At 65.0% G+C, this 14,971-nt stretch carries 15 protein-coding genes; 6 read left to right on the top strand and 9 right to left on the bottom strand.

The window, feature by feature from the left end; all coding sequences use genetic code 11:
- Both EOA19_RS15875 and tsaD read right to left on the bottom strand, forming a co-directional pair.
- Positions 1–691: NAD(P)H-dependent glycerol-3-phosphate dehydrogenase (locus EOA19_RS15875; protein ID WP_128304143.1), on the bottom strand; the 691-nt coding region annotated here is incomplete at its 3' end.
- Positions 688–1,773 (bottom strand): tRNA (adenosine(37)-N6)-threonylcarbamoyltransferase complex transferase subunit TsaD, encoded by a 1,086-nt coding sequence (gene tsaD, locus EOA19_RS15870; RefSeq protein ID WP_196815327.1) that lies wholly within the window; start codon positions 1,771–1,773, stop codon positions 688–690. The genes tsaD and EOA19_RS15875, both read right to left, overlap by 4 nt.
- A gap of 101 nt (positions 1,774–1,874) precedes the next feature.
- Between tsaD and hemC the strand changes: the two genes are divergently transcribed.
- The 6 genes from hemC to EOA19_RS15840 all read left to right on the top strand — a co-directional run bounded on the left by hemC (position 1,875) and on the right by EOA19_RS15840 (position 8,006).
- On the top strand, positions 1,875–2,801 hold the full coding sequence (gene hemC, locus EOA19_RS15865; protein ID WP_128304142.1) for a hydroxymethylbilane synthase: 927 nt from the start codon (positions 1,875–1,877) through the stop codon (positions 2,799–2,801).
- A gap of 1 nt (position 2,802) precedes the next feature.
- The gene (locus EOA19_RS15860) at positions 2,803–3,519 is read left to right on the top strand and encodes a uroporphyrinogen-III synthase (protein ID WP_128304141.1); all 717 of its coding nucleotides are present in this window, start codon (positions 2,803–2,805) and stop codon (positions 3,517–3,519) included.
- Between the two features lie 110 nt (positions 3,520–3,629).
- Complete coding sequence (locus EOA19_RS15855) at positions 3,630–5,144, top strand: COG4223 family protein (protein WP_128304140.1); 1,515 nt, start codon at positions 3,630–3,632, stop codon at positions 5,142–5,144.
- Positions 5,145–5,154: 10 nt separating this feature from the next.
- Positions 5,155–6,759 carry a heme biosynthesis protein HemY gene (locus EOA19_RS15850; protein ID WP_128304139.1) on the top strand — a complete coding sequence of 535 codons (1,605 nt, stop codon included), beginning with the start codon at positions 5,155–5,157 and terminating at the stop codon, positions 6,757–6,759.
- Positions 6,760–6,795: 36 nt separating this feature from the next.
- Positions 6,796–7,275 carry a TerB family tellurite resistance protein gene (locus EOA19_RS15845; RefSeq protein WP_023811225.1) on the top strand — a complete coding sequence of 160 codons (480 nt, stop codon included), beginning with the start codon at positions 6,796–6,798 and terminating at the stop codon, positions 7,273–7,275.
- Between the two features lie 14 nt (positions 7,276–7,289).
- Entirely contained in the window at positions 7,290–8,006 is a 717-nt protein-coding gene (locus tag EOA19_RS15840) for a glutamine amidotransferase (RefSeq protein WP_128304138.1), read from the top strand.
- A 96-nt stretch (positions 8,007–8,102) separates the two neighbouring features.
- Here the strand turns inward: EOA19_RS15840 and EOA19_RS15835 are convergent, their stop codons facing one another.
- The 7 genes from EOA19_RS15835 to gnd form a co-directional block, all read right to left on the bottom strand.
- Positions 8,103–8,411 carry an NIPSNAP family protein gene (locus EOA19_RS15835; RefSeq protein WP_024503037.1) on the bottom strand — a complete coding sequence of 103 codons (309 nt, stop codon included), beginning with the start codon at positions 8,409–8,411 and terminating at the stop codon, positions 8,103–8,105.
- 51 nt (positions 8,412–8,462) lie between these two features.
- A complete protein-coding gene (locus EOA19_RS15830) occupies positions 8,463–9,701 on the bottom strand; it encodes an MFS transporter (RefSeq protein ID WP_128304137.1) in 1,239 nt (412 codons plus the stop codon).
- A 163-nt stretch (positions 9,702–9,864) separates the two neighbouring features.
- Complete coding sequence (locus tag EOA19_RS15825; protein ID WP_128304136.1) at positions 9,865–10,965, bottom strand: aminotransferase class I/II-fold pyridoxal phosphate-dependent enzyme; 1,101 nt, start codon at positions 10,963–10,965, stop codon at positions 9,865–9,867.
- 180 nt (positions 10,966–11,145) lie between these two features.
- On the bottom strand, positions 11,146–11,607 hold the full coding sequence (locus EOA19_RS15820) for a MucR family transcriptional regulator (protein WP_023811220.1): 462 nt from the start codon (positions 11,605–11,607) through the stop codon (positions 11,146–11,148).
- Between the two features lie 215 nt (positions 11,608–11,822).
- Entirely contained in the window at positions 11,823–12,542 is a 720-nt protein-coding gene (locus EOA19_RS15815; protein ID WP_023811219.1) for an ROK family protein, read from the bottom strand.
- A gap of 12 nt (positions 12,543–12,554) precedes the next feature.
- A complete protein-coding gene (gene zwf / locus EOA19_RS15810; RefSeq protein ID WP_023811218.1) occupies positions 12,555–13,931 on the bottom strand; it encodes a glucose-6-phosphate dehydrogenase in 1,377 nt (458 codons plus the stop codon).
- Between the two features lie 22 nt (positions 13,932–13,953).
- Entirely contained in the window at positions 13,954–14,967 is a 1,014-nt protein-coding gene (gene gnd / locus EOA19_RS15805) for a phosphogluconate dehydrogenase (NAD(+)-dependent, decarboxylating) (protein ID WP_023811217.1), read from the bottom strand.
- Between the last annotated feature and the right edge of the window lie 4 nt (positions 14,968–14,971).

The following is a 14,971-nucleotide window of genomic DNA, read 5'->3' as shown; positions in this document are numbered from 1 at the left end:
TTGTCGAGCTGCGCGTCACCATTGCGGCCTGGGCGCTGGCGCGGGTCTCGGCGCCAGCGACAGCACCTGCGGCAATGGCGAAGACGTTCTTCAAGGCGCCGCCGATCTCGACGCCGATCAGGTCGTCGTTCGAATAGCAGCGTAGGTTTTCGGCGGAAAAGCGGGCGGCGAGATCGGCGGCCAATGCCTCGTCGCGGGCAGCGACCACAACGGCCGTCGGCAGGCCGCGGGCGACGTCGGTGGCGAAGCTCGGACCCGACAGAGCGGCAACCGGATTTAGCGGCAGGATTTCTTCGACGATCGCCGACAGCAAGGCGCCGGTCTCGCTTTCGATGCCCTTGGCACACAGAACCAGCGGGACACCGGCCGGCATCTGGTCCTTCGCTGCCGCCAGCGTAGTCCGCAGCGACTGGGCCGGCGTCACCGCCAGCACGCAGTCGGCACCGTCGAGCGCGGCCTGGATGTTGCTCGTCGCCACGATGCCGGGCTGGAGCGCAATGCCCGGCAGATAGCGTGGATTTTCGCCGCGGTCGATCGCGGCGACGGTCTCCGGGTCGCGCGCGTAAAGGCGGACGAAATGGCCGGCGCGCAGCATGGCCAAGGCCAAGGCAGTGCCCCAGGCCCCGCCGCCGAGCACGGCAACGCGCCAGCCGGTTGGCGCGGTGTCGTTGCCGCTTGCCAGCTCGTTCATGCCTTGGCTCCGCGCCGGCCGGAGCCGACCATCGGCGCCGAGATGCTGTCCAGCGGCCAGCGCGAGCGCGGCACGAAATCGAAGCCGTTCTCCTGCGCCATGCCGGCGCGCAGCCGCTCGATGCCGGCCCAGGCGATCATCGCCGCATTGTCGGTGCAAAGCTTCAGCGGTGGCGCAATGAAGGTGAAGCCGGTCTCGGCACAGAGCCGCTCCAGCATGATCTTGATCGTGCGGTTGGCGGCGACACCACCGGCAACGACGAGGGCCGGGTTTTTCGTGCCGGGAAATGTCTCGCGAAAGCGCGTCAGCGCGCGGGAGACACGGTCGGCCAGCGCATCGGCCACCGCTGCCTGGAACGACGCGCAGATGTCGGCGACGTCCTGGTCGCTCAGCGGCGCAATGGCGCTCGCCGCCTGGCGCACGGCGGTCTTGAGGCCGGAGAAGGAGAAGTCGGGCTGGGCCGAGCCCTTCATCGGGCGCGGAAAGGCAAAGCGCGAGGCATTGCCGGCCTGTGCCGCCTTCTCGACATTCGGTCCGCCGGGATAGGCCAGGCCGAGCATCTTGGCCGTCTTGTCGAAGGCTTCGCCGAGCGCGTCGTCGATGGTCGTTGCCCAGCGCTGGTAGTCGCCGACGCCGCGCACGGCGACGATTTGCGTATGGCCGCCGGAGACCAGCAGCAAGAGATAGGGAAAGTCGAGCCCGTCGGTCAGCCTTGCGGTCAGCGCATGGCCTTCGAGGTGGTTGATGGCGATCAGCGGCTTGTTCGCCGCCGCGGCGATTGCCTTGGCGGTCATCAGCCCGACGATCAGCCCGCCGACCAGGCCGGGACCGGCGGTGGCGGCAATCGCGTCGATATCGGCGAGCGCCGTGCCCGAATCGGCAAGCGCTGCCTCGATGATGCCGTCCAGCGCCTCGACATGGGCACGCGCGGCGATTTCCGGCACGACACCGCCGAACGCGGCATGTTCCTCGATCTGGCTGAGCACGATGTTGGACAGGATTTTTGGCGCGGCGTCGCCGTCGATGGCCACCACGCTGGCGGCGGTCTCGTCACAACTCGTCTCTATGCCCAGCACGCGGATCAATTCGTCGCTGTCCCTAAAGATTGTATCATTGGGCTTTCCCCGTTAGGAGAACCCCGGAAAAGCCTCGCTTGCCGGGGGGTTATCACGGACTGCGCGCCATGCAAACAATCTTGAGAATCGGAACACGCGGCAGCCCGCTGGCGCTGGCACAGGCGCATGAAGCACAGGCGCGGCTGATGGCCGCGCATGGCATGCCGGCGGAGGCGTTCGAGGTGGTCGTCATCTCGACCAGCGGCGACCGCATCCAGGACCGGCCGCTGTCGGAAGCCGGCGGCAAGGGCCTGTTCACCAAGGAGATCGAGGAGGCGCTGCTGGCGGGCCGGATCGATATCGCCGTGCATTCGTCGAAGGACATGCCGACGCAACTGCCCGACGGTCTCGAACTCTCGGCCTTCCTGCCGCGCGAGGATGCACGCGACGCCTTTGTCGGCAAGGCGGCGAAGACGATCGCCGAACTGCCGCGCGGGGCGAAAGTCGGCTCGTCGTCGCTGCGGCGGCAAGCGCTGATCCGCCGGATGCGGCCGGATCTCGACGTGGTGATGTTCCGCGGCAATGTGCAGACGCGGCTGCGCAAGCTCGAAGAAGGCGTCGCCGCGGGCACGATCCTGGCCTATGCCGGGCTGAAGCGGCTTGGGCTCGAGCATGTCGTCACCGATCTGATACCGCTCGATGTCTTCCCGCCGGCGCCGGGGCAAGGCGCGATCGGCATCGAAACCCGTATCGGCGACCGCGATGTCGAAAAGATGCTGGCAGCCGTCCATGATGTGCCGACCGGCCAGGCGCTGGCCTGCGAGCGTGCCTTCCTGGCGGCGCTGGATGGCTCCTGCCGCACGCCGATCGCCGGCTATGCGGCGATCGCGGCCGGAAAGCTGTCTTTTGCCGGGCTGATCATCTCGCCCGACGGGACGCAGTCGCACACGGTCGAGCTGCAGGGGGCAGCGCAAGACGCCGCCCGCATCGGCGGTGAAGCGGCCCGGAGCGTGCGTGCCAAGGCCGGCGAAAAGTTCTTCGACGGCTGGCTCTGAAATGCTTCGCGTCCTGGTGACCAGGCCGGAACCGGGTGCTTCGCGCACTGCGCGTCGGCTTGAGGAGACGGGCTTTCAGCCGGTTCTTTTGCCCCTGACCGAAACAAAGGCGTTGCCTGTCGCCGCCGGACTGATCCCGGACAATGCCGTCGCGGTGGCCGTCACCAGCGCCAATGCCGTGCGCCATGCGCCGGAAGAAATCATCGCGACGCTCGCCGCCTTGCCTTGCCATGCGGTCGGCAAAAGGACGGCGCAAGCGGCGCGTCGAGCGGGGTTTTTGTCGGTCAGTGAAGGCCCGGGCGATGCGGAGGCGTTGGCCGACAGTCTCGCCGCCGATTTTTCTGGAAAGACGATTGTCTATCTCTGCGGGCGCGTGCGTTTTCCGGCGTTCGAACAGAGGCTCGTGACGGCGGGCGTTCGGGTCCACGCCGTCGAGACGTATGACACGCTGACAATGGGCTATCCGGACGAAGTCATCCTCGAACGCCTGTCCGGGCAACCTGCCGACGCGGTGTTGCTTTATTCAGCCAAGGCGGCGGCGGCGATGCAAATCCTGGCAAGACGGCCCGCTCTGCGCGGACTCTTCGAAAAAACATGGGTTTTTGCGCTTTCCACTCGCATCGCGGCAGCCTTCGACGGTGTCGCCAGCGAAAGGATCCGCATTGCCGCGCAGCCCGACGAGGATGTGCTGCTGGCGCTTTTGCAGGCGCCGCGCTGAGCCGCGTCATCACACCGCCCCTTTTCACCGCTTGGTGATGTGCTAGACCCTTTCTGAACCATCATGCGCCGCCAGGCGTTGAGACGAAGCGAATTGTGCGGAGCCCAGGCATGGTCAAGACGCCGAAGATGCGACACTCGAAAGGCCGCCGCGAGCCGGTGACCATCGATCTCGAGCCGGGCGCCGTCTCACGCATCGCCGACGAGGATGCCGCCAGGCAGGGGGCCCAGACAGACGAGGCGAAGGCCGAGGAAGCAGCGAATGCTTCGCAGCCCGAGGTTCCCGAAGAGCCGGTTCATGCCGACCAGACCGATCTCGAGCCCTGGGAGCATGCCGACGCCCGGGCCGAACCGGAGCAGCCCCCGGCAGCAGCAACAAAGACCGCCAGCGAGGCTGAGCTCCCCTATCCCGGATCGTCCGACGAGGCCGGATCGTCCCACGGTCCCGGATCATCCGATGCGCCGGCCGGAAAAACCAAAGCCTACGACTACAGTTTCGACGATGCATCGGCGAAGCGCACGCAGACCGACGGCAACAAGGCAAAACCCGAGACACGGGACGAGAAAATGGCGCCACCCCCTGAAAAGCGCGGCGGCCTCAACGGCGTCGCCGCCGGCATCATCGGCGGCGTCATCGCGCTGGTCGGCGCCGGCGGGCTGCAATTTGCCGGCCTGCTCGGCGCGCCGGGTTCCGGTGCCGGCGTCTCGCTCGATAGCGTCAACGGCGACATCGCCTCGTTGAAGACCGAAATCGCCGGTTTGAAGGACGCCGGCGGCAACGGCGATGGAGCGGCCAAGATGGTCGGCCTGTCCTCGGGCCTTGAACAGGTCAAGGCCGATGTGGCGGCGCTGAAATCGGCTGTCGAGAAAGGTGGAGCAGGCGACGCGGCCGGGGTCGCCGCACTGGGCGACAAGGTCGCGCAGATCGAGACGGCGGTCGCCGCGCTCGGCAAGGCCGGCAGCTCGGCGCCGGTCGATCTCGGTCCGCTCAACGAGAAACTGGCAGGCCTCGACGCGCTGGTGAAGTCGGCCGGCGAGGCTACGACGGCGCAGGAGGGCCGGCTGACGGCGCTGGAGCAGTCTGTGTCGCAGCTGTCCGGCAAGGTCGAAGCGGCGGCGGGACAGCCGAAGATCGCGCTTGCCATCGCGGCGTCGGCCTTGAAGGCGGCGCTTGAGCGTGGCGGGCCGTTTTCGGCCGAACTCGAAACCCTCGCTGCGATTTCGCCCGATGCGCCGCAGCTTGCGGCACTGCGCGCCTATGCTGAAAAGGGCGTTCCGACCCGCGCCGAGATCGCGTCGCAGGCTGATGCCGCCGCCAATGCCATGGTCACAGCCGCGACGCCTGTCGATGAGAATGCCGGCTTCGTTCAGAGCCTTCTGTCGAGCGCCGAATCGCTGGTCAAGGTCAGGCCGATCGGTGCCGTCGAAGGCGCCGGCGCACCGGAAACCGTCGCGCGCATGGAGGCGGCGGTCAACCAGGGCGATTACGCCAAGGCACTCAGCGAGTATGAAACGCTGCCCGAGGCCGCCAAGGCCGCTGGCGCGGACTTTGCCGGCAAGCTGAAGGCACGCATCGAGGTCGAAACCCAGGTCGATGCGCTGATCTCGGGCGCGATGAAGGCATGAGGGCAACACAATGATCCGCCTGCTCGCCTTCCTCATCGTCGTTTTCGCGCTCGGGCTGGGCTTTGCCTGGCTGGCCGACCGGCCGGGCGACATGGTCGTCACTTTCAACGGCTATCAATACCAGGTCAGCCTAATGGTGGCGGCGGTGGCCGTCGTTGCCGTGGTCGCCGCGGTGATGATCCTGTGGTGGCTGCTTAAGTCGCTGTGGAACAGCCCCTACACCATCTCGCGCTATTTCCGTGTCCGTCGCCGCGACCGTGGCTATCAGGCGCTGTCGACCGGCATGATTGCCGCCGGCGCCGGTGATGGCGCGCTGGCCCGCAAGAAGACCAAGGAAGCCGCCAAGCTGATCCGTTCCGACCAGGAGCCGCTAATCCACCTGCTGGAAGCACAGGCGTCGCTGCTCGAAGGCGATCATGAAGGCGCGCGACAGAAGTTCGAGAGCATGCTCGACGATCCCGAGATGCGGCTGCTGGGCTTGCGCGGGCTTTATCTGGAAGCCGAACGGCTCGGCGACCGCAACGCTGCCAGGCATTATGCCGGCCGCGCCGCGGTGATGGCGCCGCAGCTGGCCTGGGCAGCGGAATCGACGCTGGAAGAGCTGACCGCGCGCGGCGACTGGGACGGCGCCCTGAAACTGGTCGACGCGCAGAAATCGACACGGCAGATCGAACGCGATGCCGCCAACCGCCGCCGCGCCGTGCTGCTGACCGCCAAGGCGCAGGCGCTTGCCGACAGCGATCCCGCCGCTGCCAGGGCGGCGGCGATCGAGGCCAACAAGCTCAGGCCCGACTTCGCGCCCGCTGCCGTTGCCGCCGCGGCCGCATTGTTCAAGCAGAACGATGTGCGCAAGGGCTCGAAGATCCTCGAGGCGGCGTGGAAGGCGGAGCCGCATCCGGAAGTTGCCGAGCTCTATACCCACGCCAGGCCGGGCGACGCCGTGCTCGACCGCCTCAACCGGGCGAAGAAGCTGCAGGAAATGAAGAAGAACCACGCCGAGTCCTCGATGACGGTGGCGCGCGCCGCGCTCGACGCGCAGGATTATTCGACCGCCCGCCGCGAGGCCGAGGCGGCGATCCGGATGGACCGCCGCGAGGGCGCCTATCTGCTGCTCGCAGACATCGAGGAGGCCGAGACCGGCGATCAGGGCAAGGTGCGGCAGCTGCTGTCCAGGGCGGTGCGGGCGCCGCGCGATCCGGCCTGGGTCGCAGACGGCGTGGTTTCGGAACGCTGGGCGCCGGTGTCGCCGATCACCGGCCGGCTCGACGCCTTCGAGTGGCGTGCGCCGATGGAGCGTCTTGGCCAGTTGATCGACAGCCATGATGAGATGCCAGCCGGTGCGGCGCCGGTCATCGAAGCATTGGCAAAGCCGACGAGCGAAAAAAGGCCGATCGAGGTGATCGATGATGCCGGTGGCGAGACGTCGGCGGGCAAGCAAGCTGAAAGTCGCGAAGAAGATCATGTCAGGCCGATCACGGCAGCGGCCTTCGCCGCGGTGCCGAGCGATGCCGAGGGTGTCGAGCCGGCCGAGGAGCTTGCGCGGTTGCCGGACGATCCCGGCGTCGATCCGGACGAGGAAGCGCAGAAATCGCCGCGCCGGTTTCGGTTGTTTTGAGTTGGGCCGGCCGTCAGGCCGTTGGGGTATGGATCTATGTTTGAACGCGTTCTGTCGTTTCTCAGGGATTTGCCTGCCGGTGCCGGCACGCGTGCCAGCACGGACGATCCGCGCATCGCCGCCTCGGCGCTGCTCTACCATGTGATGAATGCCGATGGCGTGCGCCAGGATGTCGAGTGGGAGCGGTTCAAGGCGGTGCTGGCGGAGAGCTATTCGATCAGCGGCGCCGAACTCGAAGCGCTTGCCGCCGCCGGCGAGCGGGCCGACAATGAGGCGATCGATCTCTATGCCTTCACCAGCGTCCTGAAGCGCCATCTCGATGCCGATGCGCGCAAGGCCTTCATCGGCCTGATGTGGGAAATCGTCTATGCCGACGGCGAGTTGCACGAGCTCGAGGACAACACCGTCTGGCGCGTCGCCGAGCTGATCGGCGTCGAACGCCATGATCGCGTCGAGGCGCGCCGCAAGGCGGCGGCGCACGCGCCGGGCGCCACCGGAACATCGAGCGACGAATAGGATGTTCGCTTCCCATGCCGCGCCAAACGAGTTCGAAGCCAAAGATCCTGATCGTGCTGCATCAGGAGAGTTCGAGCCCGGGACGTGTCGGACACATGTTGCTGGAAGAAGGGTTCGATCTCGATATCCGCCGGCCGCCGCTTGGCGACGCCTTGCCCGAAACACTGGACGACCACGCCGGCACGGTGGTGTTCGGCGGCCCGATGAGCGCCAATGACGAGGACGAGTTCGTTCGCCGCGAGACCAACTGGCTGGAAATACCGCTGAGGGAGAACCGGCCATGTCTCGGCATCTGTCTCGGCGCACAGATGCTGGTCAACTACCTCGGCGGCAAGGTCGAAGGACACGGTGAAGGGCTGGTCGAGGTTGGCTGGTATCCCCTGAAGGCGACCGAAGCCGGCAAGCAACTGATGCACTGGCCGGAGATGGTCTACCAGTTCCACCGCGAGGGTTTTTCGCTGCCCAGGGACGCGACGCTGCTGGCGACGGCCGAAACCTATCCCAACCAGGCCTTCCGTTACGGCGACAATGCCTGGGGCATCCAGTTCCATGGCGAACTGACCAGAGTGATGATGCAGCGCTGGGTGGTGCGCGGCGCGCATCGCTTCGAATTGCCCGGTGCCCAGCCCGGTCGCGATCATCTCGGCGGCCGGCTGATCTGGGACATGCATCTCAAGCGCTGGCTGGACGAGTTCCTGCGGATGATTTTCGGCAAGCCGAGCAATGGCTAAAGCGCGTCGCGTTTGAACGGATTCAGGCGCCGCGCTTTAGGTCTTTGTCTTTATGCATGTAGGTCTCCCAAAACCGGGGCCACTTTGCGACATGCATCAAGGTTCGAGCACCGGCCGCAGGAAGCTGCGCTCGTAACTGAGAATGCTGCGATTGCGTTTTTCCATTTCAAACACTTCCTGGCATTCCGGGTCGGCAGCCATCCGTTTGCGATAATCCTCGTAGTCGGCAAGGCTCGGAAAGCTGAACATGGCATAGGCGATATTGCTCGCCCCCTCGCTCGGAAGGAAATAGCCGTGGTGGTTTCCGCCGAGGCGATTGACCAAAGCTATCCAGCGACGGCCATAATCTTCGAACTCGGCAAGCTTGTAGGGGTCAATGACATATTTCAGGTAGCAAGTGATCATGAGAGCTCCTGTGGCATGGGCGAGGCATGTCGGCTGTCAAGCGTAGGAAGATCAGTTGCGTCCGTTGAGGTGGCGCACCTTGCGCAGTTGCGGGAACAGCACCGTCCACAGGCCCGCGACGGCGATTGCGCCGATGCCGCCGATCACCACGGCCGGCACCGTGCCGATCAGTGCGGCCATCGTGCCGGCGCGGAATTCGCCGACCTCGTTGGAGGCGCCGACAAAGACCTGGTTGACGGCGTTGACGCGGCCGCGCACCTCGTCGGGCGTCCACAGCTGGATCAGCGTTTCCCTGATGTAGACGCTGAACATGTCGGTGGCGCCGAGGCCAGCGAGGGCGACGATCGACAGCCAGGTGATGGTCGAAAGGCCGAACAGCACGGTGAAGGCGCCGAAAGCGGCGACGAAGCCGAGCATGATCTTGCCGGCATTGTCCCGCAGCGGATGCCCGGCCAGCCAGATGGCGACGCAAATGGCGCCGATGCTGGGCGCCGATCGCAGCAGGCCGAGACCCCAGGGGCCGAGCTGGAGGATGTCGCGCGCATAGACCGGCAGCAGCGCCGAGGCGCCGGACAGGAGCACGGCAAACAGATCGAGCGAGATGGCGCCGAGCACGATCTTCTCGCTCCAGATGTAGCTGAACCCGCCGAGCAGGTGCTGCATCGTCGGCTTTTCCGACTCGGTGCGCTGCGACGGCTTGGGGATGGTGAAGATCAGCAGCCCGGACACGAGCATCAGGACAGCGGCGGTTCCGTAGGCCGCTTCCGGCGACACGCCGTAGAGCAGGCCGCCGGCCACCGGGCCGACGATGGTCGCCGTCTGCCAGGCCGATGAATTCCAGGCGATGGCGTTGGCGAAATCCTGAGGCGGCACCAGATTGGCGAACAGCGAGGCGGAGGCCGGACCGAAAAAGGCGCGGGCGACGCCGAACATGGCCAGCACGCAGAAGATCGGCAGCGGTCCGCTGATGCCGCGCAGCGTCAGGAACAGCAGCGCCAGCGCGCACATCGCCTCCACCACGACCGCCAGCGCCATGATCAGGCGGCGGCCGAAGCGATCAGCGACGACGCCGGTGACCAGCACCAGAAGCAGCGACGGCAGGAACTGGACGATGCCGACAAGGCCGAGATCGAGCGGGTCGCGGGTCAAATCGTACATCTGCCAGCCGACCGCGACAGACACGATCATGGTGGCGAATGTGGTGAGGAAACGCGCCGCCCAATAGCTCAGGAAGGAGCGATGGCGAAACGCGGCATAGCGCTGGTCCGGCGATATCTGTTCTGCTGTCATGATTTAAGAGGCCCCGTTGCAGTGACGTCAGCTGGCGGGGCACTTCCACGATGGGCGCTGGTCCGGCTGGCGGAACTTTTTAGCTCAGTTCGCAGCGGATATGCGTCAAAATCAGTGCTGGATCAAGGAATTTTCAGCCCGTTTCATCGCCGGCACGTGGTAGTTACTGCCGCAGCGCGGCGGAGATGGCATCAAGGCCGCCGCGCAATTCGGCTTCCGTCGGCCAGCCAAAGCCGACGCGGAAGAAGCGCTTCTCCATCTCGAACCAGTGGCCGGGCCCGACATAGGTGCCATGGTTTTCCAGCAGGTTCACATAGAACCGGTCGAGGTCGAAGCCAGGTTTGACATCGAGGCGCGGGAAGCCGACGACGCCACCTTCGGGCCGCACCCAGTCGACCAGCGGTTCGCGATCGATCCAGGCCTGGACGATGTCGCGGCGCCCCGCCATTTCGGGCAGCAATGTCGCCAGGAAGACGTCCCGGCGTTCGAGCATGCCGCGGGCGATGCCTTCGTCGATGACGCTGCCGCAGATGCCGATCTGCTCCTTGGCGGCGAGGAATTTTTCCTGAAGCTCAGCGTCCCTGGTGATCAGCCAACCGATGCGGATACCGGGAATGCCGAAGGCCTTGGACAATGACGAGACGCTGATCGCCTTCGGGCTCAGCGAGGCAGCCGTCGGCAGCCGCCGGCCGTAGGAAAGGTCGCGATAGGTCTCGTCGACCAGCAGACGGCAGTTGCTGCTTTCGGCAAGCGCCACCAGGGCATCGAGTTCAGCTCGGCTCATCATCGTGCCGGTCGGGTTGTGCGGGCAGGTGACGCTGATCAGCTTCGTGTCCGGCCGCATCGCCGCCTTGACGCGCTCGACATCAATGGCGAAGCCTTCCTCGAAGGCCAGGTCGACAAAGCTGATGGCGCAGCCGATCGCCCTTGGGGTTTCGATGTTGGTGGCGTAGTTGGGCCTGATGACGACGAGATGGTCATTGGCCGACAAAAGCGAGGTCGAGATGATGAACAGCGCACCCGCGGCACCGGCGGTGACCAGGACATCATCCGGCGAAATGCCGGCATCCTGCGCCGATATTAGTGCACGCAACTGCTTGTCGCCGCGATGCTCGCCATAGAAAAGCGTGAGATCAGGCAGCGACAGGCCGATGTCGGAGAGCTTCTGGTCGGCGATCGAACTTTCCGAAAGATTGTAGCGGATACGGTCGTAGCCGTATTCTTCCGGCGCTTCTTTCTCGATCACCATCCTGGTGTAGTTCATGGCTCGCTCCCCAAGGCCCCGTCCGTCCATCCAAGCCATAAAAACATCAAGCCTGCCAAGGCGGATTCGCCGGCAGGCTTCTGTTCCAGTCGTCCTAACTGTTGGCTCAGGACTGAACTAGATCTCTGCTTTAGGCAGGTCGTCGTCCCAAAACCGCTGCGCACTTTTGGGCGACATGCCTCAGGCCGAGGCCTTGGCCTTCCTGCCCTTGGCGGGTGCCTTCACCGGGGCCGCCTTGCGGCCGAGGCCGATCGATTTCGCCAGCAGCGAACGCGAGGCCGCGTAGTTGGGAGCGACCATCGGATAGTCCGACGGCAAGCCCCATTTGGCGCGATAGGCGTCCGGCGTCAGGCCGAAATGCACGCCCAGGTGACGCTTCAGCGATTTGAACTTCTTGCCGTCTTCGAGGCAGATGATGAAATCGGGCGTCACCGACTTCTTGGGGTTGACCGCCGGGACCAGGGGGGCAGCCACCGGGACCGCAGGCTTGCCGAGCCCGTTTATCGAGGCGCTGACGCTGGCGATGAGGTCGGCCAGGCCGGAGGCGGGCAAGCGGTTCTTCTCGACGTAAGCGGACACGATGTGAGCGGTCAGCTCGAGCAGATCGATGTCTTTACGGGCACTGTTGCTATCGTCGGTCACTCTATTTCTCCGTCTACAGCGAATGACCTGAAAATCGGATTCGACTTCCGGAAAGGATCATGCGCGAAATCAAAATGCTATGGCGTCCTTCGTGCGTCCACGGGACGAATGGCGTTGGTGTAGCGCGGAATTCCTAGTCGGCAAATCTGCGTATTGCAACGACTTGATGGCATATCACACGTTATTTTGAACAACTATATTAAACAATAACAGCATCAGACTATCAGCGCCTTGTCGCGCCACAAACGAAACCCGCCTTCGAAGGCGCGTGTGTTGTCGCCGCGCCTCGAGTCGGCGGGCAATTCATCGAGCTTGTCGACGTTGCCGCCGCCAATCACGACATAGTCCGGCTGCATGGCGGCACGGAGCCGGTCGACGACGTCGAAGACGTATTTGCGCCATTTCTTCTTGCCGCGCTTTTCCAGGCCGCGTTCGCCGACATAATCCTCGAAACTCTTGCCCTTCTTGTAGGGCAGATGCGCGAGTTCCATCGGTTGGGCGACGTTGTCGGCAATCATCGCCGCACCGAGCCCGGTGCCGAGCCCGAGGAACAGCATGCGCCCGCCCTCGTAGCTGCCGATGGCCTGCATCAGCGCGTCATTGACCACTTTCACCGGTTTGCCGAACGCACCCGCAAAGTCGAATCCAGCCCAGCCCGTGCCGAGATTGGCGGGGTCGGCGAGCGGCCTGTTGTGATTGACCGGGCCGGGATAGCCCATCGAGACGACGTCGTAGGACAGGCCTTCGGCGAGCTTGTTGACCGTATCGATCATCTGCCGCGGCGTCAGGCCCGGCCCCGAATCGGCGCGGCGCTCCTCGTCCCCGGCGCTGGTGAGGATCTTGACGTGCGAGCCGCCGATGTCGATCGTGAGCACGATTTTTTCAGTGTCCGGCTTCTCGGTGCCCGATGCTGGTTGCTTCACTTTCTTGGCCATCGTGTGATCCTCTCACTTCACCGGATCGATCCAGCCATTGGGCGGTCCGAACCCGGCCATGACGTCCGCGGGTCCCCATGTGAGCGGCTCGTAGAGGTGCGGCGGCGTGGTGTCGCCAAGCACCGGGCCGACGATGCGCCAGGCCAGTTCGCTGGCGTCCTGGCGGGTGAACAGCTGGCCGTTGCCGTTCATGGCATCACCGATCAGCCGCTCGTAGGGCGGCATGTCGCTTTTGCTGTCGTCGAGCGCCGTCAATTCGACCTGCTCGCCGATCATGTCGTCGCCCGGCGCCTTGCGCTGTGCTCCGATGGCGATCACCACCTGCGGGTCGATGCGGAAGCGGACGTAGTTCTGGTCGGCGGGCTTGATCGGATCGAAGACATCGAGCGGCGGCCGCTTCAGCCGCACCACCACTTCGGTGACGTGCACCGGCATGTTCTTGCCGGCGCGGATGAAAAACGGCACGTCCTGCCAGCGCCAGGTGTCGACGAAGAAACGCACCGCCGCGAAGGTCTCGACGGGCGAGTTCGGCGCTACGCCGGGTTCGGCGAGATAGCCGGTGAACTGGCCACGCACGACATCGTCTTTTGTCAGCGTCCTGATCGCGCGCAGCACCTGCACCTTCTCGTCGATCAGGTCATCGGCGGAACGGCCGACAGGCGGCTCCATGGCAAGCAGCAACAGGATGTTGAGCAGATGGTTCTCGATGACGTCCCTGATGCAGCCGACATCGTCATAGAAACGGCCACGTCCCTCGACGCCGAAATCCTCGGCCATGGTGATCTGCACGCTCTCGACGTAGTTGCGGTTCCAGATCGGCTCGAGGAAGGAATTGGCGAAGCGGAAATAGAGCAGGTTCTGGATCGCTTCCTTGCCCAGATAATGGTCGATACGGAAGATCGACTGTTCGTCGAACACCAGATGCAGGACGCGGTTCAGCCAGCGCGCCGATTGCAGGTCGTGACCGAAGGGCTTTTCCACCATCAGCCGCGCGCCATGCGCGGTGCCTGATTGCTCCAGCCCCTGGACGACGGTCTCGAACATGGTCGGCGGCACCGCCATGTAGTGCAGCGGCCGCTGTGCGGTGCCGAGCGCGCTCTTCAGTTTCTCGAACGTCGCTCCATCGCGGTAGTCACCGCTGACGTAGCGCAGCAGCGAGGCGAATTTGGCGAACGCTTTCTCGTCGATCTTGCCGAGCGCATTGACGATGCCGTCACGGGCGCGCGCCTGCAACTGCTTGAGGTCCCAGGCATCGAAGGCGACGCCGATCACCGGTTCGGTGAGCGTGCCCTTGGCGACCATCTGGTAAAGGGCTGGAAATATCTTCTTGTGGGCGAGGTCGCCGGTTGCCCCGAAGAGCACCAGCGTGTCGGATCGTTCCTGGCTCATGCGCGTGTCTTTCCCCGTGTCGTCACTTGCCGGCCTTCGGCTTCTCGACATGGCCGCCAAAGGCATAGCGCATGGCGGAGAGCAGCTTGTCGGCGAATTCGGATTCGCCCTGCGAGGAGAAGCGGTCGAACAGCGCCGAGGACAGCACCGGAGCCGGCACGCCGGTGTCGATAGCCGCCTTCAGGGTCCAGCGGCCTTCGCCGGAATCCGAGACGCGGCCGCCGAAATTCACCAGGCCCGGATCGCTTTTCAAGGCGCCGGCCGTCAGGTCGAGCAGCCAGGAGCCGATAACGCTGCCATGCCGCCAGACCTCGGCCACCTGGGGAAGGTCGATGTCGAACTGGTAGTATTGCGGGTTTTCCAGCGGACTGGTCTCGGCGTCCGCCGTCCGTTGCCGCTTGCCGGCATTGGCCGACTTCAGGATGTTCATGCCTTCGGCATAGGCGGCCATGACGCCATATTCGATGCCGTTGTGCACCATCTTGACGAAGTGGCCGGCGCCGCTCGGTCCGCAATGCAGATAGCCGAAGGGTGCAGTCCCGGCATCCCTGGGCGGATTGGAGCCGGCATCGGCGCCCGGTGCCAGCGTGGCGAAGATCGAATCGAGGTGCTGCACCGCCACGTCTGGACCGCCGATCATCAGGCAGTAGCCACGTTCCAGGCCCCAGACGCCGCCACTGGTGCCGACATCGACAAGATGGATACCCTTGCCGGCCAGTTTCGCGGCCTGGTCGACGGCGTCGTGGTAATAGGAATTGCCGCCGTCGATGACGATGTCGCCGGGCTCCATCAGGGCCGCCACCTGGTCGATGATCCTGCCGGTGATCGCCGCCGGCAGCATCAGCCACACACAGCGCGGCTTGGCCAGCTTGCCGACGAATTCTTCCATCGAGGCCGCCCCTGACGCGCCGTCGGTCACCAAGGCGGCGACGCTCGCCGGGTTGATGTCGTAGACGACGCATTCGTGGCCGTCGCGCATCAGGCGCCGGACCATGTTGGCGCCCATCCGGCCCAGTCCCATCATTCCGATCTGCATGGTT

It is taken from the genome of Mesorhizobium sp. M7A.F.Ca.US.010.02.1.1 (assembly GCF_004023085.1).
Taxonomy (GTDB): Bacteria; Pseudomonadota; Alphaproteobacteria; order Rhizobiales; family Rhizobiaceae; genus Mesorhizobium.
The sequence above is the reverse complement of the archived record's forward strand: the minus strand, read 5'-3'. Positions and strand labels throughout refer to the sequence as shown.